Annotated in this window: 26 protein-coding genes, 1 tRNA gene, 1 rRNA gene and 1 other RNA gene; 24 read left to right on the forward strand and 5 right to left on the reverse strand. The window is 47.5% G+C overall.

Annotated features, from left to right (window positions below; translation table 11 throughout):
* Positions 1–91 precede the first annotated feature (91 nt).
* The gene (locus tag L5462_RS08905) at positions 92–622 is read right to left on the reverse strand and encodes a molybdenum cofactor biosynthesis protein B (protein ID WP_237780424.1); all 531 of its coding nucleotides are present in this window, start codon (positions 620–622) and stop codon (positions 92–94) included.
* Positions 623–663: 41 nt separating this feature from the next.
* Between L5462_RS08905 and L5462_RS08910 the strand changes: the two genes are divergently transcribed.
* The 12 genes from L5462_RS08910 (at position 664) to mtnA (ending at position 10267) form a co-directional block, all read left to right on the forward strand.
* Positions 664–828, forward strand: a complete 165-nt coding sequence (locus L5462_RS08910) for a hypothetical protein (RefSeq protein ID WP_237780425.1) — start codon at positions 664–666, stop codon at positions 826–828.
* 373 nt (positions 829–1201) lie between these two features.
* Entirely contained in the window at positions 1202–1699 is a 498-nt protein-coding gene (locus L5462_RS08915; protein ID WP_237780426.1) for a type II toxin-antitoxin system VapC family toxin, read from the forward strand.
* 31 nt (positions 1700–1730) lie between these two features.
* Positions 1731–2852 (forward strand): DUF2117 domain-containing protein, encoded by a 1122-nt coding sequence (locus L5462_RS08920; protein WP_237780427.1) that lies wholly within the window; start codon positions 1731–1733, stop codon positions 2850–2852.
* A 22-nt stretch (positions 2853–2874) separates the two neighbouring features.
* The gene (locus tag L5462_RS08925) at positions 2875–3861 is read left to right on the forward strand and encodes a methanogenesis marker 2 protein (RefSeq protein WP_237780428.1); all 987 of its coding nucleotides are present in this window, start codon (positions 2875–2877) and stop codon (positions 3859–3861) included.
* Between the two features lie 10 nt (positions 3862–3871).
* A complete protein-coding gene (locus L5462_RS08930) occupies positions 3872–5413 on the forward strand; it encodes a methanogenesis marker 3 protein (protein WP_237780429.1) in 1542 nt (513 codons plus the stop codon).
* Positions 5388–5834, forward strand: a complete 447-nt coding sequence (locus tag L5462_RS08935) for a methanogenesis marker 6 protein (protein ID WP_237780430.1) — start codon at positions 5388–5390, stop codon at positions 5832–5834. The genes L5462_RS08930 and L5462_RS08935 overlap by 26 nt, the downstream gene beginning before the upstream one ends.
* A gap of 11 nt (positions 5835–5845) precedes the next feature.
* A complete protein-coding gene (locus L5462_RS08940) occupies positions 5846–6217 on the forward strand; it encodes a DUF2111 domain-containing protein (RefSeq protein ID WP_237780431.1) in 372 nt (123 codons plus the stop codon).
* A complete protein-coding gene (locus L5462_RS08945) occupies positions 6214–6660 on the forward strand; it encodes a methanogenesis marker 5 protein (protein WP_237780432.1) in 447 nt (148 codons plus the stop codon). The genes L5462_RS08940 and L5462_RS08945 overlap by 4 nt, the downstream gene beginning before the upstream one ends.
* Positions 6653–7891, forward strand: coding sequence for a methanogenesis marker 15 protein (locus tag L5462_RS08950; protein WP_237780433.1), 1239 nt, complete (start codon positions 6653–6655; stop codon positions 7889–7891). The genes L5462_RS08945 and L5462_RS08950 overlap by 8 nt, the downstream gene beginning before the upstream one ends.
* A 1-nt stretch (position 7892) precedes the next feature.
* Positions 7893–8450, forward strand: a complete 558-nt coding sequence (locus tag L5462_RS08955) for a methanogenesis marker 17 protein (RefSeq protein ID WP_237780434.1) — start codon at positions 7893–7895, stop codon at positions 8448–8450.
* A 4-nt stretch (positions 8451–8454) separates the two neighbouring features.
* A complete protein-coding gene (gene nifB, locus L5462_RS08960; RefSeq protein WP_237780435.1) occupies positions 8455–9321 on the forward strand; it encodes a FeMo cofactor biosynthesis protein NifB in 867 nt (288 codons plus the stop codon).
* 16 nt (positions 9322–9337) lie between these two features.
* Positions 9338–10267, forward strand: coding sequence for an S-methyl-5-thioribose-1-phosphate isomerase (mtnA, locus tag L5462_RS08965; RefSeq protein ID WP_237780436.1), 930 nt, complete (start codon positions 9338–9340; stop codon positions 10265–10267).
* Positions 10268–10322: 55 nt separating this feature from the next.
* On the opposite strand, the gene L5462_RS08970 is transcribed toward mtnA, so the two are convergent.
* On the reverse strand, positions 10323–11339 hold the full coding sequence (locus L5462_RS08970) for a class I SAM-dependent methyltransferase family protein (RefSeq protein ID WP_237780437.1): 1017 nt from the start codon (positions 11337–11339) through the stop codon (positions 10323–10325).
* A gap of 95 nt (positions 11340–11434) precedes the next feature.
* Here L5462_RS08970 and dph5 point away from each other — a divergent pair, with 95 nt between their 5' ends.
* A complete protein-coding gene (dph5, locus tag L5462_RS08975) occupies positions 11435–12229 on the forward strand; it encodes a diphthine synthase (protein ID WP_237780438.1) in 795 nt (264 codons plus the stop codon).
* An 8-nt stretch (positions 12230–12237) separates the two neighbouring features.
* Here the strand turns inward: dph5 and L5462_RS08980 are convergent, their stop codons facing one another.
* Positions 12238–12435, reverse strand: a complete 198-nt coding sequence (locus L5462_RS08980) for a hypothetical protein (protein ID WP_013295273.1) — start codon at positions 12433–12435, stop codon at positions 12238–12240.
* Between the two features lie 173 nt (positions 12436–12608).
* Between L5462_RS08980 and L5462_RS08985 the strand changes: the two genes are divergently transcribed.
* Positions 12609–13178, forward strand: a complete 570-nt coding sequence (locus L5462_RS08985) for a class I SAM-dependent methyltransferase (protein ID WP_237780439.1) — start codon at positions 12609–12611, stop codon at positions 13176–13178.
* A gap of 12 nt (positions 13179–13190) precedes the next feature.
* Here the strand turns inward: L5462_RS08985 and L5462_RS08990 are convergent, their stop codons facing one another.
* Complete coding sequence (locus L5462_RS08990; RefSeq protein ID WP_237780440.1) at positions 13191–13928, reverse strand: archaeosine tRNA-ribosyltransferase; 738 nt, start codon at positions 13926–13928, stop codon at positions 13191–13193.
* 231 nt (positions 13929–14159) lie between these two features.
* Between L5462_RS08990 and hdrC the strand changes: the two genes are divergently transcribed.
* The 7 genes from hdrC to L5462_RS09025 are packed head-to-tail and all read left to right on the forward strand — an operon-like array spanning position 14160 to position 18930.
* Entirely contained in the window at positions 14160–15113 is a 954-nt protein-coding gene (hdrC, locus tag L5462_RS08995; protein WP_237780441.1) for a CoB--CoM heterodisulfide reductase subunit C, read from the forward strand.
* A gap of 12 nt (positions 15114–15125) precedes the next feature.
* Positions 15126–16034, forward strand: coding sequence for a CoB--CoM heterodisulfide reductase subunit B (hdrB, locus tag L5462_RS09000; RefSeq protein ID WP_237780442.1), 909 nt, complete (start codon positions 15126–15128; stop codon positions 16032–16034).
* Positions 16035–16091: 57 nt separating this feature from the next.
* Complete coding sequence (locus L5462_RS09005; RefSeq protein WP_013295278.1) at positions 16092–16358, forward strand: DUF749 domain-containing protein; 267 nt, start codon at positions 16092–16094, stop codon at positions 16356–16358.
* Positions 16355–16879: a DUF2096 domain-containing protein gene (locus L5462_RS09010; protein WP_237780443.1), complete on the forward strand. Its 525-nt coding sequence runs from the start codon at positions 16355–16357 to the stop codon at positions 16877–16879. The genes L5462_RS09005 and L5462_RS09010 overlap by 4 nt, the downstream gene beginning before the upstream one ends.
* A gap of 18 nt (positions 16880–16897) precedes the next feature.
* Positions 16898–17569: a metallophosphoesterase gene (locus L5462_RS09015; RefSeq protein WP_237780444.1), complete on the forward strand. Its 672-nt coding sequence runs from the start codon at positions 16898–16900 to the stop codon at positions 17567–17569.
* 52 nt (positions 17570–17621) lie between these two features.
* Entirely contained in the window at positions 17622–18542 is a 921-nt protein-coding gene (locus tag L5462_RS09020) for a 2-phosphoglycerate kinase (protein ID WP_237780445.1), read from the forward strand.
* Positions 18543–18561: 19 nt separating this feature from the next.
* On the forward strand, positions 18562–18930 hold the full coding sequence (locus L5462_RS09025; RefSeq protein WP_237780451.1) for a CBS domain-containing protein: 369 nt from the start codon (positions 18562–18564) through the stop codon (positions 18928–18930).
* Between the two features lie 3 nt (positions 18931–18933).
* Here L5462_RS09025 and L5462_RS09030 read toward each other — a convergent pair whose 3' ends face one another.
* Positions 18934–19908: an inorganic phosphate transporter gene (locus L5462_RS09030; protein WP_237780446.1), complete on the reverse strand. Its 975-nt coding sequence runs from the start codon at positions 19906–19908 to the stop codon at positions 18934–18936.
* A 160-nt stretch (positions 19909–20068) separates the two neighbouring features.
* Between L5462_RS09030 and ffs the strand changes: the two genes are divergently transcribed.
* From ffs to L5462_RS09045, 3 genes are all read left to right on the forward strand, one after another.
* Positions 20069–20384: signal recognition particle sRNA (gene ffs / locus L5462_RS09035), an RNA gene on the forward strand.
* 58 nt (positions 20385–20442) lie between these two features.
* Positions 20443–20527, forward strand: a tRNA-Ser gene (locus L5462_RS09040).
* A gap of 376 nt (positions 20528–20903) precedes the next feature.
* Positions 20904–21152: ribosomal RNA gene (locus L5462_RS09045) — 16S ribosomal RNA — on the forward strand; the annotation flags it as partial.

Genomic DNA, 21152 nt, shown 5'->3' on the forward strand with positions numbered 1-21152 from the left:
AGCAATCAATGAATACAGTTAATACAATGATTGTGTTATGAAAGGCAATCAAATGATGCAAGATCCTCGGAGCATCTTTCAGAAAACATATTTATTCCCTGAGGTGCTTAACAAGGTGACCGAGTTCAGGGACAGCAATTTCAATTCCAAGTTCCACAGCGTTGGGGGACCCTGGAAGTGCGAATATAAGTGTTTTCCTGTATACACCTGCTGTTGCCCTGCTGAGTATTGCCCCTGCTCCCAGCTTTTTAAAGGAGAGGTGCCTGAATATTTCACCGAAACCATCCAGTTCCTTTTCAAAGATATCCCTTAGGGTCTCCACTGTTATGTCTCTACTTCCGATCCCTGTGCCGCCTGTGGTAAATATAACGTCAATACCCTTATCTATCATATCATCAACTGCAGATAGAAGTTCATGTCTGTCATCGGGTATTATACGGTATTCGTTAACAGAATAACTTTCAGAAAGCGCCTCTATGAGTTTCCTGCCTGATAGGTCACCTTCGGGTATTTCACCGGTTTTTTGGAATTCATCATATTTTGAATCACTGAGGGTGATGACACCGCAGATTATGTCCTCTGGAGCTGACCTTCTGTGCTCCTCCATGCTGGCACTTTTCATATCAATCAACCGGTCTTTTAATAATAAACTGTGGATGTAACATGCTATTTATTGTGGGCGCTATTTATAAGTCTTTTGGTTTTTCTGTAAGCGAAAATGAGTATATTCACGTTTCTGACAGGGAGAGAAGAGTAATAAAAATTTATGGCGGTTTGGTCTGGGTAGGGTTTGATATTGGATTGGAGGCGGTTTCAATTCCAATTTAAAAGACCAGAATAAGTTTAAAAGTCCTGGACCCTACCCGTTTACTATATATTGACACCACTATTTATAAAGTTTTCGTTAGATTGGCTCAACCGTTCTAAGGGACCTTTAACTGGATTTAAGGGTTTTTAAATCATCTAAACATGAAAATAGCGGTTTTAAGGGATTTTACAGAAATTTGATGTAATACTTTTTTTCACATGTTAGATTATCCACATGTTCGGTGATAGGGTGCATCTGGGGTTCTCCTACAGAAACACATGAAATCCCAGCCCTGAATATCCACTCATATGAGGGTAAATTTATTACCATGCTTCACCAAACTGAAAAATGGAAACTTATTATATTATAATCTCTGATTAATACGTGGTCTTAATGAAGAGGGTTCTTGATGCATCTGCATTCATAAATGGATACATACCTGAGGGCACTGAAAACTACACCGTGAAGTCTGTAACAGATGAGATAAGGGACTTCAAATCGGTCATGGTTCTTGAGAGGGCACTCAGTGATGGCAGACTCAAAATAATCGAACCTGACCCTGAGAGCATGAGGGAGGTGGATGAGGTCACCAGCAGATCAGGGGATGCCATGAGACTCTCCAGTACAGACAGGGAGGTTATAGGACTTGCCGTTTCACTCAAAAAGAGGGGAGGGGTAACTGTAATCACCGATGACTATACAATACAGAACACCCTCAGAATTCTTGGAATAGATTTCAGCAGTGTCCTCACATCAGGTATAAAGGAGACCTATCAGTGGAGGAAGATATGCATCGGATGCAGGAGGGTGTACCCTCAGGACTACGAGCTTGAGGAATGTGAGATATGTGGCTCAGAGATAAAGAAGAAAAGATACAGATCCCACCGTTAGAGGGGATCTTGCAGGAAGCTCAGGTGATATTATGAGGATAGGCGTGGTTGTCCACGGACCGCAGATAGTTGACTCAGGATACGCAGCAGAACTCATAGATTTTCTAAAAAAATATGGGGAGGTCAGGGCAAGACTCGGGGGCACCATGGGGAGGACCGCGGTCTATGACGCCCACCTTGAGGATGTTATAGACATATCAGAGAAGAGGCTGCCAAGTGAATCGGTTGACCTCTTTGCAGATGAGGGCGCCGACATCGTTGTCATTATGAACTACGGAAAGTCCCGTATCACAGGGCACGGATTTGGATACAAGGTTTTCCAGAGATCAGAAAAAAAACCGCCAGTTGTTCAGATAGAAAGACCCGGTGAACCCGATGGGAGTGTTGTGGCCTGGAAGAAGGAGGCCGAGCCATTCGCAGAGAAACTGGCACATGAACTTGAACTAGAAATGGTGGATCCAGAGGAGGTATGCAGGGAGATCTTCCATGGAGAACCATGCGGTGAACAGAAACCTGACAGAAGGGAGTACAGGAGACTCGTGGGTGTCTCAGAGAATGAGAACATATTCGTAAATGGTATAGTTGTGGGGGTCTCAACATCAGACGACGTCACCCTTGTTGCAGAGGACGGAGTGATCAGTGAGATAATAGGGGGGAAGATAAAGGAACACGGTGTTGAAAAACTTGGAAGGGTTAACCTGAAGGATGCGGTTGTAAAGACGGGACTTCTCCGCCGCTCCGAGGTAAGACCCAGAAAGGTGAAGGTAAGGGAGAATAATAAAAAGAAGTACCGGGTTTCCTTCTTAAACCACGCTGCAGAGGATATATACACACTACATGACTCGGATCTTGTTGTCACGGTTGGAGATGACACAACGCTCGTGGCTGCAGACATACTCTACAGGTTCGATGTTCCCATAATAGGGATAACAGATGGGGATATAGATAGGGTGGTTAAAAAGGGCTTCAAATGCGCAGATTCCATCATAATAGAGTTTGAGGGGGGATGGGACGATATAGTCGGTGAAAGAATCCACAGGGAGCTCTTCAGGGGTAAAGACACCATTGAAACCAATGATTTGGAAACTTTTAAAAGGGATTTACTACAGATTATAGATAATATAGGTGCAAGCTACACCGTGAGATACACCTAAACCGATAAAAAGAGGTGTGGAATTGGATTTAGATGATATCGTCCATTCCCTTAAAAATTTTGAGGGTGTAACAAGAAAACGGCCAATAAAGAATATAGTTTCTATTCTTAATGATGCATACAGTGTCTCGGGAAAAACACATCTCGGTTACGGTGATGACGCATCGGCCATCAGGATCGGCGACGGAAAACTTCTTTTACTGGCAGCGGATGGAATATGGGGGCGGCTGATGGAGGCTGACCCCCACTGGGCCGGTTACTGTTCGGTACTTGTTAATGTTAACGATATTGCAGCCATGGGCGGCAAACCCGTGGGCATGGTCAATGTTCTCTCAATTAACTCACGGGATACCTGTTACAGTGTAATGGAGGGTATAAGGGAGGGGGCAGAGAAGTTTGGAGTCCCAATGGTGGGGGGCCACGTGCACCCTGACACACCCTACGATGCACTGGATGTTTCAATTGCAGGTATAGCATCTGAGGATGCGCTCATAACAAGCTGCGACGCAGAACCCGGCGATAGGGTTATAGTGGGCATAGATCTTGATGGAAGGCCACACCCATCATTTTCCCTGAACTGGGACACAACCACCCATAAAACACCTGAGGAGGTGCAGTTCCAGATTGAGATAATGTCGGTCATTGCAGAAAGAAAGCTGGTAACCGCAGGTAAGGATATAAGCAACCCCGGGACACTTGGAACACTGGGGATGCTGCTTGAGGCATCGGATGTGGGTGCATGGGTGGAACTGGAATCAATACCACGTAACAGATCAGTTAAGTGGGAGGACTGGCTTCGAATGTACCCTGGCTCAGGTTTTGTGCTGACAGCACGCCCAGAAAATGTTGCTGAATGTATTGAACTGCTCGAGTCTGCCGGAATAACCGCATCAGACGCCGGGGAGATAATATCCGACAGGAAACTCCACTTAGTCCATGATAATGATGAAAGGGTTCTCTTTGACTTTGAAAGGGACATCATAACAGGTGTGATGGAAGAAAAGATATGAGGGAGATCTGATGTTTGTTAAGGTTAATGGAGTGGAGGTTGAACTTCCAGAGGGGGCGACGGTGAGGGATGCCATTGATACTACAGGAGCCCCCTACGTGGAAGGCGCCCTTGTGGGTCTCATAAGCGGCACAAGGGAACTTGAAAGGACAATTGATACATACCGGATCGAGACAACAGCAGGAAGCATCCTGATTGAACTGCTCCCTGAGGAAGCACCTGAAATCGTTGAGACATGGAGGGAGGTCTACAGCAACCTTGAAAACCTCCGTGTAAGGTGGACAACTCCATCTGAGATTTCAATGGGACCCATAAAAACAGAACTGGAGCCGTCAAGGAAGGAATACTTCTACGACGAGAATGAGGTTATAATGAGTCTTTCAGGGTTCAGCCCGGATTCAACCCACATAATAATCTCCAGGGACCCCCATTCATCAGTATACGGCGCCCCCGATGAGAACAGAGGTGTTTTTGCAAGGGTAACCGGCGGCATAAGAACCATTGAGAGACTGACAGACCGCGACGTGATAAGGTCAGTTGAACCGGTGGTTGAGAGAAAAAGCATAGTTGAGAGCGCCGCGGTGACAGACCTTGAAACACCACTTGAGGATGGAAACCAGATATTCACCCACGTTAAGGTAAAACCATCCCACGAGTCCCCCCAGTCTGTTGAACACTTCTTCACAATGGTGGAGGAGGGGAAACTGAGGGTCGACTATGAGGCCAACTCATTCATAGGTTTCTACTCCCTCCAGGGAATAAAAAAGGATCCTGAAAAAATAGCAAAGAGAGACAGGGGTACTGTCACCCTTCGAAATACAGGAAGGGGTGCTGGAAGGGTTTACATATACAGGGAGGACAGGGTTTCGACACCATCCCACAACCTCATAGGACACGTTACAGATGGAATGGAACTGGTGGATATAGCAGGGGAAGGAGACCACATCACAGTGGAGTGCGAACCCGGCAGGATAATGACAGTATCCATGACCCAGAAGGATGCAGAGGAGTACCTTAAGGGTTACGGTGTTGAGCAGATAAGGGATGGGATAATGGCTGACGATGCAATCGTTGTGGCCCAGGACCCACCATACACCATGGACATACTTAAGGAAGGAAGGGTCAGAACAGTGGGCATAGAGGCGGATAAAATCCTGGAGGTTGAACTTGACCCTGATGCACCGAGATCCTCATGGTACTTCCGCAGACTCACAGGCCTCATCGACACACCCATAGGATCCCTCAAGGTACACTTCGCCTTCCCCGGCATGAAGGTGGTGATGTTTGAGGGTGACAGATCCCTGGCAAAGGGCCTTGTACCTGAGAAAACACCTGAAAACTGCGTTAAAAAGGGCAGCATTGGTATAACAAACATGTCAAGGAGACACATAGGTATGGTTGGTGTTAGACTCGAGGACAACGATGAATACGGCCCAACAGGGGAACCATTCAACGGCACCAACATAATAGGCAGAATCACAGAGGGCCTTGAAAATGTTGAAAAATTCAAAGAGGGGGATACGGTGTATGTCCGGGAAAGAAAAAAACCATGAGGAATCAACAAGAATGATAATACTTGGGCCATCATCAAGGCTGAGCTCCTCTGAACTCATCCAGAGGCTCCACCTTCTTGGACTGCCACTGACCATAAAATCAACATGTTACGGTGCGCTGGTTCATGGGGACACAGAGACTGTGATGGAGGCTGTCAGGAAAATACGCAGCCTGGACCCGGCCAACATATTCACAAAGGAGAGGGGGTTCCCTCCTGGGGACCCCAGGCGATGCAGAGGACACAGAGGGGCAGCCAGGGAGGGTTACCATCAGCTTGAAAAGGAATTCAAACTACTCGGATACGTGGGTGAGGCCCTTGAAAGGCCCCAGAAGGCCGAACCCGAAAAAAAGGAGAAGGTTTCTGTTGATGAATTCCGCGATGTAGTTGAGAGGAGTCTGAAATCCAGACAGAAAACATAGGGCTGATCAAAATGAAAATAACTTCATCATCCACTGGAGAGGAACTCAAGGAACTTGGAATGTGTATACATGAACTTGTAAGTCGTCTTCCCCTCACAATAAGGAGCCGGGAAGCAAAGGGTCTTCGAATAGAGGACGGCAAGGTGATCGATGACAGCTACACTGGACCCGTACTTGAAAAGGTCCTTGAATCAGGGGAGATAGCAAGGGAGACACCTGCGAGGGGACCCTACAAGGGAATACCCGTGGTCGTGGTACCGCTGAAGGAGAAGGGCGAGGTACTCTGTGCAGTGGGAATAGTTGATGCCACAAAGGGTCTCTTCACGGACATGGTTGAAATAGCCAGAAGACCCCAGGAGGAAGACAGGGGGGAATTCTATTGAAAATAGCGATATTTCCACCGAATTCACTTATACTTGCAGATCTTGTTGAAAGAAGGGGACATGAGCCCCTTGTAATCCAGAAGGAAATCAGAAAGAAGGTCACAGATCCTGAAATCGATTCACCACCCTTTAACATAACCGAGGAGGACCCAATAAAGGGCCTGAAGTACGCGGCAATAGAGGTTCCCTCAGGTGTGCGGGGGAGAATGGCAATCCTGGGACCCCTCATAGAGGAGGCGGATGCCGCCATAATAATGGAGGAGGCCCCCTTTGGTTTTGGATGCATAGGATGCGCAAGGACCAATGAACTCTGCGTATTCCAGCTCAGAAAGAAGGGCATACCCACACTTGAACTTAAATACCCCACAACAAGGGAAGAGACAATAGATGTAGTTAACAGGATAAACAAATTCCTGGACGAACTGGAGGCTCAAAATGGTTAAAATAGCCCAGATTTCATGCGGAACCGACTACAGCGGTGTTCAGAAGGAAATTGAAAAGGCAGCGAGGACTTTCGGGGCCGAAATAGTGATCCCCGAGGCCGACCTTGACTACATAGACGAGGCCTATGAAAAATTTGGGTTCAACTGCGCCAGTTCAAGCATAAAACTCATGATAGCAAGGGCAATGTCAATCGTTGAGGGCAAAACAGATGCCGACGCGGTTTTCATAGCAACATGCTTCAGATGCGCAGAGGGGGCCCTTGTAAGGAACGAGATAAGGAGGTTCATACAGCAGAACACAAGGCTCCCTGTTGTAACCTACTCCTTCACAGAGAGAACAAAGGCCGATGAGCTGTTCATACGTATGGAGGCACTCTCCACAATAGTGGCAAGGAAGAGCATACTTGCAAGGGAGAAACAGGAGGGCCTCACCCTTGGAATCGATTCAGGTTCAACAACCACCAAGGTAGTTCTGATGGAGGATAACGAGGTCATAGGGACAGGATGGCTCCCCACAACCGATGTACTTGGCTCCGCAGAGAAGGGTATAGAGGAGGCCCTGGCAGGTACAGGCTACACACTCAAGGACCTTGATGGGATAGGAGTCACAGGCTACGGCAGGTTAACCATAGGTAAACATTACGGGGCCGACCTCATACAGGAGGAGCTGAGTGTAAACTCCAAGGGTGCCGTGTTCCTTGCAGACCACCAGAAGGGGGAGGCAACGGTCCTTGATATAGGGGGTATGGACAACAAGGTCATAACAGTAAACGATGGCATACCCGACAACTTCACCATGGGGGGTATCTGCGCCGGTGCATCAGGACGTTTCCTGGAGATAACAGCCAGGAGGCTTGGAGTGGAGATAGATGAACTTGGTGGTCTGGCACTGAAGGGTGACTACAGGAAGGCGATGCTCAACAGCTACTGCATAGTCTTTGGTATACAGGACCTTGTAACCGCACTTGCAGCGGGAGTTTCAAGGGAGGACGCAGCAGCAGCTGCATGCCACTCTGTGGCTGAACAGGTATATGAACAGCAGCTCCAGGAGATAGATGTGAGAGAACCCCTCATACAGGTGGGTGGAACATCCCTTATAGAGGGCCTTGTTAAGGCAGTAAGTGATATCCTGGGTGGTATCGATGTTATCGTACCCCCCTATTCACAGCACATAGGCGCAGTTGGAGCGGCCCTCCTTGTTTCCGGCATGAAAGACATCAGCGAGGGTTAAAATGGGGATAAATGTTGAGTGCTACGACCCCAGGGGTGCAGAGGTCTATGAGATAATAGCCCGCCAGGTTCTACAGGATCTCCAGCTTGTAAGGGCGGTGGATGATCTGAGGATATGGGTTGATCCTCGAGAGCCGGTATTCATCATAGCGGTTAAGACACAGAGGACCTCTGAGCCGATTTACCTTGAGGACATGGCTGAGATGGAGGTGGATAAGGCCACCGGTGCAGTCCACCTGAGGATAAGGGATGAAACGTACCTTCCACAGTTACTTGAAAGGCTCTGGGAGACACAGGGACGTGGCAGGGTACGGCAGCCATCCCGCTTTGAGGTGGTGGTTGAGGACCCCATCTCTGATATCCGTGGAATGACGGTTCACGACCCCTCAATGAACCTCAGGAAGAGGGTATACGATGCAATATTCCGTATAATACCAGAGGGATTCCGGGTTATAAGGGACCTTTCAGAGGATAACATAATAGCCCTTGTATGTACCGATGAGGTGCTCAGGGATGAATGGATTTTAAAGGCCAGGGAGATAATAGACGATATGAGGTGAAAACATGCCTGACCAGAGACAGACACGCTTTGCCCACATAACAAAGGCGCACCCCTGCTTCAATGAGAAACTGCATGACAGGGTTGGAAGGATCCACCTGCCCATCGCACCCCGCTGCAATATCCACTGCAAATTCTGCACAAGGGATATCAGCGAATGCGAAGAACGGCCTGGAGTCACTGCAAGGATCATGACAGCCGAGGATGCAGTAAAGCACGTTGAGAAGGTTAAGAAAGAGATGCCCATAAGTGTAATAGGGGTTGCAGGACCCGGCGATGCCCTTGCAAATGAGGAGACCTTCGAGTTCTTCAAAAAGGCCAGTAAGAAGTTCCCGGACCTCCTTAAATGCCTCAGCACCAATGGCCTGCTTCTCCCAGATAAGGCTGATGAACTGGCAGAGATTGGTGTTAACACTGTCACAGTAACCGTGAACGCCATTGACCCTGATATAGGTGAGAAGATATACTCCTTTGTGATCTACAGGGATAAGGTCTACCATGGAAGGGAGGCCTTCGAGGTTCTCTCAAGGAACCAGCTTGAGGGCATAGAGAAACTTGCAGAGAAGGGTATCATTGTTAAGGTCAACAGTGTACTCATACCTGGCCTCAACGATGAACACATAGTCGACATTGCAAGGGAGGTTAAAAGGAGGGGAGCCTCCCTCATGAACGTTATACCACTCATACCGATGGGTGAGATGAAGGACTACCCAAGGCCAACCTGTGAAGAGATCGAGAGGGTCCGCAACGAGGTTGAAAAGATAATACCCGTATTCAGGGCATGCACACAGTGCAGGGCAGACGCCTACGGCATTCCAGGCAAAAAGGGTGCCGACAAGCACCTTGACATGACACCCGCGAGCCACTACTGAAAATCCTGTGATAACCATGAAGACACTGGAATGGAAGGATAATCGACTCATCCTTATAGATCAGAGAAAACTTCCCGATTCACTGGAGTACTTTCAGTGTGAAAACTACCGGGACGTCATATATGCAATAAAAAACATGGTTGTAAGGGGAGCCCCGGCTATTGGGGTAACAGCAGCGTTTGGAGTTGCCCTGGCAGACCTTGCAGGCGAGGACACTGAAATTGCTGCAGAGGAGATAAGGTCGTCAAGGCCAACTGCTGTGAACCTTTTCTGGGCGGTGGAACGTGTTATGAAAGCTGGTTCCCCACTTGATGAGGCTCTGAAGATTTACAGGGAGGATATGGAGACCAACAGGGCCATAGGGGCTCATGGGGCCAGCATAATCCATGATGGCGATACAATCTTAACCCACTGCAATGCAGGTGCCCTTGCCTGTGTTGACTACGGAACGGCCCTTGGCGTTGTGAGGGCCGCCAGGGATCAGGGAAAGAATGTAATGGTCATATGTGATGAGACGAGACCAGTGGGGCAGGGTGCCCGTTTGAGTGTCTGGGAGATGCAGCAGGAGGGCATACCTGTTAAACTGATAGCGGACGTTGCAGCAGGGTACCTCATGCAGAGGGGAATGATAGATAAGGTTATAATAGGCGCTGACCGTGTGGCAGAGGGTGGTGTGGCAAACAAGATAGGGTCACTCATGGTTGCACTCGCGGCAAAACGGTTCAATGTACCCTTTTATGTTGCAGCACCCCTCAGCACCTTTGACAGGGAAAATTCAATTTATGATGTTGAGATAGAGGAGAGGGGTGCTGAGGAGGTTCTCTATTATGGTGGCTGCAGGATAGCCCCTGAAAATACAGAGGCCATCAACCCCGCCTTTGACATAGTACCCTCTGATCTTATAGACGGCATCATAACAGAGGAGGGTATCGTGGATCCATTGTGATTTCAGCTCTTTTAGGGTATAATGTTGGTTTGTTCTTAGTGGAGCCGTTCTGATTTCACCTCTTTTTTATTCTGGCGTCGATGCCAATATGCCACACACCGGGACTCCTTGACTTCACCCTTCTCCTATCCAGGATCTCCACTTCAAAGGGCGCTGCGGCGTCCTTCAGGCATTTCACAGGGGTTTCAAAGTCCCTTGAAAATTCATAGTAGTGTATGATGCCCCCATCCCTGACAGCCCGGATGGCGTCATCAAGAAATTCACAGGCAGTTCCCGGGAGGTTCATGATCACATGGTCTGCAAGGCACTCCTTATCCTCCAGGAACTCCCTCACATCGCCCTCAACAGGGACTATCATGTCCTCTGCCCGGTTCAGACGGGCATTTTCTCTGATGTAACCAACGGCAGCGGGGTTTATGTCAACCGCATATATCCTTGATGCTTTCCCATGCCTTGCAACTGCAACTGCAAAGGGCCCGGCACCTGCGAACATGTCAAGGACAACCTCCCCCTCCTTCACCTGTCTGGCAACGATCTCCCTCTCATTGGCAAGGCGGGGGCTGAAGTACACACTCCTTATATCAACCTTTATGCGGCTTCCGTACTCCCTATGGATGGTTTCAGATACAGGAGAACCTGCAATGAGTTCAAGTTCCCTCGTCCTTGTAACACCCTTCACCCCACTCCTCTTCATGTAAACGGCACTCCTCCCCGTGAATTTCAGGGCAGCCTCACCTATTGCATGCCTGTACTCATGGAGCTCCTCTGGTATTTCAAGGATAACGGTATCACCTATTATATCAAAGGACCGTCTGATGGATGCAAGTGCATCCTCAGGGATCCTGGATTTCAGCATGTCAGTAAAACTTCTCGGGGATCGTTTACTTCTCTCAAACACATCATCTATGACCTCAACATCATCAAATTCCCCTGCAACCCCAGTGTCGATAAGGGGTATGTAAACATGGTTTTCATCCCTCTTTATCCTGTAATCCCTGTTCAGGAGAGACCTCTCAGTTAAAATCCTGATTATATCATTGGCGTTCTTCTTTGGAACCTTTAAACCCTTCATGGTGAACTTCCTGTTACACTTTAAGCCACTTATATACTGGTTTTTCTGAAACATTATATCAAAATAACGTTATGATATTATTGAGAGGGTGAGAGATGCTTTACATAATTGGACTTGGACTTTACGATGAAAGTGATATATCAGTTAAGGGGCTGAAGGCCTTAAAGGCCTGTAACCGGGTTTACGCCGAATTCTACACCGCAATCCTTCAGGGGACCAGTTTATCTGCAATTGAGGAGTTAACCGGTAAGAATATAAATATACTGCGCAGAGAGGAAATCGAGGAGGAAAGGATACCACTCATTGAGGCAGAAAAATCCGATGTGGCACTCCTTGTCCCGGGGGATCCCCTCGTTGCAACCACCCATACGGAACTGATCCTGGACGCAAGGAGGAGGGGTGTGGAGACAAGGGTCATTCATGCATCATCCATAATATCCGCTGCACCGGGCCTTGCAGGGCTGCAGGCCTACAAGTTCGGGAGGATAATTACAATACCGTTCACATCAGAGAATTACTTCCCAACCTCCCCCTACGTTAATATAAGGGATAACCTTGAGAGGGATTCACATTCACTGGTGCTCCTTGATATAGAGGCCCATAAAAGGAGGTACATGACTGCAAATGAGGGCCTTGAATACCTCCTCATGGCATCAGAGAAACTTGGTGATGACGCAATCAATGAAAAGACCCTGGCAGTTGTAATTGCAAGGGCCGGCTCTGAAAGGCCCCTGGTGAGGGCTGATGCAATATCATCACTTCTTAAGGAGGACTTTGGGAATCCACTTCACTGTCTTGTTGTCCCGGCGGGGCTCCACTTCATAGAGGCCGAGTACCTTGTTGAGGTTGCAGGCGCGCCCCGCTCCATTGTGGAGGGAATGATAATCTGATCTTCACATCACCTGAGGAGGTATTCGCACTTTTCAACGTTCTGTAGGGGTATTATTATCTCCCTTTTACCGAACTCCCTCTCAGAGAAGCTCACCAGTATAAAGCACTTCTCCTTATCAACCTTTATATTTTCCACCCCAAACTCCCCCCTCTTGAAGTGGTGCACCGTGCCGTTTGTCATGGTGAGCTCCATCTTCTCTATCATATTAAAACACCATTTAATAATTCTCTCCGGGCACCTATTTATAAGTGCCTCAGTGTCTGGAACACTTCATGTTCTTGGTGTTAACTAGTTACAGTGTAATGAAGGGGGTGTTAAGTGGATCCGGATTGCGAACACTTTTACATAGGAAAAGAGAAACATAATATGGGGTTAATATGGTCCGGAAGATTCATGTCGATGCGGGTAAATCGACAAGGGACCTCATAGATGCTAAAAAGCTCATTGATATGCTTCCATTGAAGGCTGGGGACACTTTTCTTGATGCTGGCTGTGGTGATGGCTTTATTTCTCTTGAAGCGGCATCTGCTGTTGGTGATGAGGGAATGGTCATTGCGGTTGATATATATCCAGAATCGGTTGAGAAACTGAGGTCCAGGATAGGTAGAAGGAGTAACATAGTACCTCTGGTTGCAGATATAACCCATAGACTGCCGGTTTCCGATGGGGTGGTTGATGTTTACTTCATGGCCAACGTTTTCCATGGGATAGTGGTCAACGGCGAGGTTGAACCACTGATGTCAGAGGTCAAAAGACTCCTCAGCGGGACGGGAAGGCTGGTGGTGGTTGATTTTAAAAAGGTAGCGGGAACTCCGGGGCCACACATGGATCTGAGGTTATCGGAGGATGAGGTCATCGAGATACTTGAAGACCATGGCTTCACTGTGGATTCCGTGGAGGATGCAGGACCCTACCATTATCTTATAATAGCGACACCAGGGCACTGAAAAAAACCCCTATCAGTAGAGGGGTGTGTACTTCTGGAGGAATTCCTGCATTTCATGGTCCAGTGTTCTGAGTGCAGACATGTTCTGGGGCGAGGAGGCGGCACGCTCCTCGACGAGGTTCCGCAGTGTACCATTCTTTATGTGTTCACGGACCTCCCGCAGCACAAGATCAAGTGTCAGCCTGTTCCTTTCAATCAGTTCCTCTCTGCTGTAACTGTAGATCCTGTAGGTGTTCAGTGGGTAGGTATGGGTCTCTGTGAGCAGAACGTTTATCATACCATAGAACTCTGCTGCGGCATCTGAGAACACATCCACACCCATATATGCGAGGAGGGGGATGAAAGCGGGAGGGGTGAATGTTGAACACAGCATGGTCTCAGGTTTTATGGCCTCACGTATCCCGGTCAGAATTCGAACCATATCCATGGGTCTCTGGAGCAGTTCATCCATATTTGCCACTACGAGTTTTCTGAAACCGATCTCCTCAAGTTCAAGGGCACATCTTACTCTGAGGTCAGTGTAGCGGGATCCATGTATGAATGCGTATTCTGCATCGGATTCAGAGGCCATCTCCAGGGTTTCACTGACACCCCACTCTGCGATTTCCCGCGGTACATTGTGCGGGATGGTTTCATATGGGGCGATATCCATCCTTTCATATTTAACAAGTAGAGGCGTTTCAGAATCTCCGAGAAGACCAAGCCTTCCGGGTCCGTCATGTAATTTTATCTGGTATTCAGTCTTGCTCATTGCTTACACCGTCTGTTAATTACTTGGATTCAGGGATTACTTAACCATTACAGTTTGTTCATTGCCTGTAGCGTCTGCCACTTACAGGTATCCGGGGATACAATCATCAGGTGTCACCTTAAAGGTTACACAGTGGCAGATTTTAGGAATCTTTATATACCCATAAAAATCACAGTCTAATAAGAAAAATCTGAGGTTTGCTAACCAGGGATCTTTCAGGGTGTGAAAACAATGTCAGTTCTAAAACGCCTAAAAGAAATGTTGATGGGTGAGAAGAAGGAAGAGGACAGTAAAACAGAGGAGCCAGAGAAAACAGAGACCCCAACAGAGTCCATTAAACAGGAAGAAAAACCTCAACCTCAAGAAAAATCTTCAGATGAACCCTCTGAAGCTGCAGAAACAGAAAAATCAGAGGAACCTCAAAAGGTTGAAGAACCTGTGGAGGCCTCTGAGGAAGCATCAGCTGAAGAACCTGTGACTGCAGATGTTGAGGAGGATAAATCTGAAGAAACTGCTGAAACCTCCCATGAAGATGAGGAGGTAGTTGAGGATGAAAACTCTTCGGAGGATTCTGATTCTGAAGAGGAATCAGAGGAGGAAGAGGAGAAAAGCGAAAGGAGTGATATAATGACCCTACTGCAGAGAGAAGAAAACATAATCAGAAAGGGTAATATTGACAAGGAGTTCTCCGAAAAAATAAAGGCCGCAGGCGGTGACAGTCTGGAATACTGTTTCCAGTGCGGTACATGCACAGGATCCTGCCCATCTGGAAGAAGAACCCCTTACAGGGTAAGACAGATAATAAGGAAGGCTAATGTTGGATTAAAGGATGAAATAATCTCAGATCCAACCCTCTGGATGTGCACAACATGCTACGCATGCCAGGAAAGGTGCCCACGTAAGGTCAGAATCGTGGATGTCGTGAAACTTGCAAGGAACGAAGCAGCCAAAGCAGGATTCATGGCACCAGCACACAAGGCAGTTGGATCATTCGTTATAAAAACAGGTCACGGAGTACCAATCAACGACGCAACAATGGAGCTCCGAAAGGCTGTTGGCCTTGGAGAACTACCACCAACAACACACCAGTTCCCTGAAGCACTTGAAGAGGTTCAGAAAATCATCAAGGCAACAGGCTTTGACCAGTTAATAGGCTACAACTGGGAAACAGGTGAACTTGAATAAGGAGGCATGCAAATGGAAATCGCATACTTTTTAGGATGTATCATGAACAACAGGTACCCTGGAATTGAAAAGGCAACAAGGGTTCTATTCGATAAACTCGGAATCGAACTTAAGGACATGGAAGGTGCATCCTGCTGTCCAGCACCAGGGGTATTCGGTTCATTCGATAAAACAACATGGGCCGCAATAGCAGCAAGGAACATAACCATTGCTGAGGACATGGGCGCAGACATCATGACCGAGTGTAACGGATGCTTCGGTTCACTCTTTGAGACAAACCACCTCCTCAAGGAAGACGAGGAGATGAAGGCAAAAATCAATGAAATCCTCAAAGAAGCAGGAAGGGAATACAAGGGAGAAATCAACGTCAGACACTTTGCAGAGGTCCTATACAACGAGGTTGGCCTGGACAAACTTGCGGAAATAGTCGAAAAACCCCTCAACCTCAACGTTGCAGTGCACTACGGATGCCACTTCCTCAAACCAAGCGATGAGATAAACATAGACAACCCTGAAAGACCAACTATACTGGATGAGATTGTTGAGGTAACCGGAGCAAAATCCGTTGAATACAAGGACAAGATGATGTGCTGCGGTGCAGGTGGCGGAGTGAGATCAAGGGACCTTGACGTCGCACTTGACTTCACCAGGGAAAAACTCACAAACATGAAGGAAGCCGGTGTTGACGCAATAGTAAACGTCTGCCCATTCTGCCACCTCCAGTTTGACGTTGGTCAGATGGAGATAAAGGACAAGTTCGGCGAGGAATTTGACATACCGGTACTTCACCTTGCACAGCTACTTGGACTTGCAATGGGTCTTCCAAAAGAGGACCTTGTGGTTGACGCCCACCAGGTATGCGTCGACGAGTGCCTTGAAAAGCTCGAGGAACTCGACCGTCTTGCACCTGGAAGCGGTTAAGACCACAAATTAATTATTTTTTTCAGGGATTAAAATCCCATAAAGTGAGGTGTTTTTTTGTTTATAGCTACTTTAAAGGGAATATTTACTTTGAAGGATCTTCCAGAAGAATTCAAGCCCTTTGTGGACTACAAGGCGGGCCTTGAGAAGAAGGAATTATCTGATGACGACGAGGTGGCCATACTGTCCATACAGGGCACACAGAGCAACCATGTGCTTATCCTCAGCTCCTACAGTAATGTTGAGGAGATCCGAAAGGAACTTGAAGAGGCAGGTGCAAAGATAAACCACACAACCCTAAAAATTCTGGAAGGACATCTATGACACTCCCTGTTGAACAGACATGGTTTGTGCTTGTTGAACTCCTCACCGACCTTCGAAAGAAGGATGTTGATGTCCCGGTGGAAATTACAGAGGACATAAGGCTTGTGAGGACATCAATCAACTTCTATAAATCAGATACAGAAAACCCTGAAATGATCAGGGAGCTTAAGAGAATAAACGATATGCTCAACTCAATTCAGGAGAAACTCCTTGAACTTGCAGAGTCAGTGGCCCCCGATTACCCTGAGGAATGGATTGAAAAATTAAAGAGGGCCTCAAGGGGGGAGGAGGTCCACAAACCCCCTGAAACAAAGTCAAGGTTTATTGTAGGAGCACCACCAGGATTTGCAGCTGCAAGGGTGCACCTCAAGGAACCAATAGCCGAGGACAGGGTTCAGGATATCGCCGAGACCCACAGCCTTATAATTGAATTTGAAGAAGACGATCTTATAGCCGTTTATGGCGACTCAGAGGACATAAAAAAGGGTTTAAAGGAGATAGGCTCCTTCTTCAGGGAATAATATGGAGTGTGATTTTTCATGAAAATCCTCGCTGTAAGTGATCTTCATGGTTCAAACATACCTGAACTTCACAGGTTTATAGTGGATAACAGGGTTGACCTCATTGTTGTGGCAGGTGACATAACACACTTCGGGCCTGCGGAACTCGTGGAGGAGCTCCTGAATGACCTGGCATCCCATAACATCCCTGTAGTTGCCATTCCCGGGAACTGTGATCCTCATGGGGCTGTGGCTAAAATAGAAAACTCAAAGGCAGTGAATATCCATGGAAGATCAATTAACATCAAGGATATAGGCATATGCGGTCTTGGGGGTTCAAACCCAACACCATTCAACACACCCCTTGAACTGGCTGAGGATGAAATAAAAGAGGAACTGGACGACCTCATGGAAAAGTCTGGTGAAGGAGATGTTCTTATTCTTGTAACCCATGCACCGCCACATGGAACATCACTTGATAGGATCCCCTCCGGGGATAACGTTGGAAGCAGGGGTGTGAGGGATGTTATAGAAAAACACCAGCCCTCCCTGAACATCTGTGGCCACATCCACGAGTCACCTGGAGTGGACCGTATAGGTGAAACCATCGTGGTCAACCCGGGACAGCTTTCAGATGGCAGAGCAGTCATCATTGAAATTGAAGATGATGGATCCATAAATGCCGAAATTTTAAATCTCAGATCCAGTTAAATATATAAAAACTGGATTTCAGATTATGACAAGTTCTTTTTGAGGTGAGACCATGATCATGGTTCAGGGAGAAGTAAGCGGAAAAAAGTACACGGAGCCCTTCTCCAAGGGCGTTCTGGCACGTTCACTGACCAGGGCAGAGATGGACCCTAACAAGGCATACACATTCGCTTCCAGAATTGAGGCTCACCTTAAAAAGAATAAGGTCGATGTCATAACAATAGAGGAACTAGTTGATGTGGTCTCAGAGCACCTGAAAAGGGAGGATCCTGAGGTAGCAGAGAAGTACATGCTCTGGAGGCGAATAAGGCAGTGCAAGGAACCCCTGATAATACTCATCGGGGGAGCCTCCGGGGTTGGAACATCATCAATTGCATTTGAGGTGGCAAACCGCCTTGGTATAAGGAACATGATAAGTACCGACATGATAAGGGAGGTAATGCGTAAAATAGTCTCCAGGGAACTTCTTCCGTCCATCTATGAATCAAGCTACACAGCTTACCAGTCCCTCAGAATACCCCCACCACCTGAACTTGACGAGGTCCTCATCGGATTCAGGGATCACGTGGACACTGTGAGCATCGGTGTGGAGGCTGTAATTGAGAGGGCCCTCACAGAGGGTATAAGCATAGTGATTGAGGGCGTGCATATAGTCCCTGGATTTATAAGGGATGACCTCATAAACAAGGAAAATGTTGCAATGTTTGTCCTCACTGTCTCAGACGAGAACGTACATAAGGGAAGGTTCTATTCACGTTGCAGACAGATGTGGGCCAGGAGACCTCTTAAAAGGTATATAAGTTACTTCTGGGCAATAAGAAGAATTCACAGATACATTGAAAGTCAGGCAAAGAAACACAACGTGCCTGTTATTGAGAATATAGATGTTGTAACCACGATAGACTCAATTATAAAATCACTGACGAAAACCAGTGTTAAGGGAGGAGAGAAAGGTGCTGAAAAAGCTGAATGAAGTTAAGGTTAAGGACGTAATGACAACGAATGTTATGACTGTTGAACCATCTGAAGACGTGGTTTTTGCATTTGAGAAACTGATGAAGCACAGGATAAGTGCTCTCCCAGTCCTTGAGGAGGGGAAACTTGTTGGAATCGTAACTGCTTCAGACCTTGGACACAACCTGATACTTGACAACTATGAACTTGGCACAACAGTCGGGGAGGTCATGGTCAGGGATGTTGCCACGGTGGCCCCTGATGAGACACTTGGTGACGCCATTGAGAAGATGAATGACTACTCCTCGGATGAGGGAATAATAAATCAGCTTGTTGTCATGTCCGATGGTGAGATGGTGGGGATAATTGCCGATGGGGACATTATAAGGGCCCTCAAAAGCCTTTAATGGTCATATAAATCCTGTGATAATGTAAATTGCAGCTGATAGGACGACGCATGTGGGTATCGTGACTATCCAGGTGTATGCTATGTGCCTTATCACGTCATACTCAACTGTTGATGTCCCATGTGCAATCCCAACACCTATCACCGATCCCACAAGGGTCTGTGTTGGCGAGACAGGCATACCATAACCCAGAAAGAGGTAAACAATAATTGCCGCTGATAGCTGGGCTGCAAAGCCCCTGCTTGGTGTGAGGTCTGTTATTCTTCTTCCAATTGTTTCCGTAACCCTGTTGCCAGCCAGCAGAATTCCTGAAGCAAGCCCCAGAGCCCCCAGTATTCGAATCCAGTATCCGCCGGTGTAGCCTGTTGCAAATAAAACGCCTGTTGCAACTGCTATATCAACGGCCCCAAGGTTAAGTGCTGAAAACGAGGAACTCAGTATCTGAAGATATGAAAATACCTTTTCGAGTCTGTCCCTCATACCCATACCCTGAAGAGGTTTTATTAAAACCCTTCTGATGGATATGTAGATCAAGAATCCCGTGAGAAGGCCTGCAAGTGGTGACATAACCCAGCTCAGCACTATGAAGCCTACAACGTCTGTTCTAATGTTCTGAATGCCTATGCTTGCTATTCCAGCACCAATAACTGAACTCACAATGGCATCGGAACCTGAAATGGGTATCTTTTTTATGATGGTGAAGGTTATCCAGATTGATGATGTTAATGTTATAACAAGGGCTGTTTTAGGGCTAAGGAGCCCCTGGGGGATTATCCCTTCACTTATTGTTCTTATGACGCTCCCACCAAGGAACAGTGCCCCAACTGATACAAAGAATCCCCCCAGGAGGAGGGCCTTTTTCATCCTGAGCGAACCACTACCAACAGCGGTACCCACAGAGTTACCTATATCGTTTGCAGCAATGTTGAAGGCCATGTAGAGGCTCAGAATGAGACTCATTGCTATCAGTGTATCCATGGAATTAATATGGAATATTACCTTAATTATTTTACCAGTTATTTTACCGGTGCAATCTGCTGCCTTCTATAAATGGGATGATGATAGCATCCCGTTAAAGAGATCCGGGGGTTCTGATATGTCCATAGAAACATTAAAATACTACTTAGTATAATGGATACAATGGGCTAGACTGGAGGGTTAGGGGTCCTCTGTAAGCGCAAATCCCCTATACGGCGCGGTCGAAGTTCAGGGGGCGGCTGATCGACTGTTTATCGGCCCTGCTGATTGGTGTCGAAGCCTCGTCCCGCAGGATCAGTGGTGATGGGGCCCTGACTGGAGGGTCAGGGTGAACCATCTTGGCCATGGGAACGGGTCAGGTCTGGAAAGGAGCAGCTCTACCATGGACAGCTGATGCTTGTGGATTAACGGGGTGGAGTCAGTCAGCGGGATCACCGGTAGATGGAAGGTCTGTCAACCCCTGAACGTGCCCATCCATTTAGAAATCCAATGAACGAAAAACTTATAATGCTGAACACAGATAGGTTTAATAAGGCCGGGGTGGCCCAGTCTGGTACGGCGTTGGCCTGCTAAGCCAATGATCCTTTGGATCTCGCGGGTTCAAATCCCGTCCCCGGCGTCTTTAAGATTTTTTCAGGTTTGATTTTTTTCTGTTTTGAGCTCTATGTTTTTACTTCTGAAGAGTTGCACTTCTTAATTTTTATTCAATAATTTTTATTCCAAAATCACTGCTTTGCAATTTTTTCGATTTTGTTTGTGTTTGGTGGGGGGGTGTGTACTGGGTGTGCCATGGTTTGTCCAGTGGCGCGGGTTCATGAGCTTAACCATGAAGGCTTGCGGTGATTGACCCGGTTCATAACCATGGTAAAGCATATCACGATCATGAGAACCGCAATGAACAGTTGCGGTTTGATGCAGGATACAGAGAGCCAGAGTAGTGGTGAATTCCCATCACGAAAGGATGGAGCAGTAAGCTCCCCGAAACAACTCCTTTAAGTCCGTTTGATCCTGGCGGAGGCTACTGCTATTGGGGTTCGATTAAGCCATGCAAGTCGAACGAACCTTGTGTTCGTGGCGAACGGCTCAGTAACACGTGGATAACCTGCCCTTGGGACCGGGATAACCCCGGGAAACTGGGGATAAACCTGGATAGGTGATGCGGCCTGGAATGGTGCTTCACCGAAACACCCTTCGGGGTGCCCAAGGATGGGTCTGCGGCCGATTAGGTAGTTGGTAGGGTAACG

This window comes from Methanothermobacter sp. K4 (genome assembly GCF_022014235.1).
In the GTDB taxonomy this organism is placed as follows: Archaea; Methanobacteriota; Methanobacteria; order Methanobacteriales; family Methanothermobacteraceae; genus Methanothermobacter.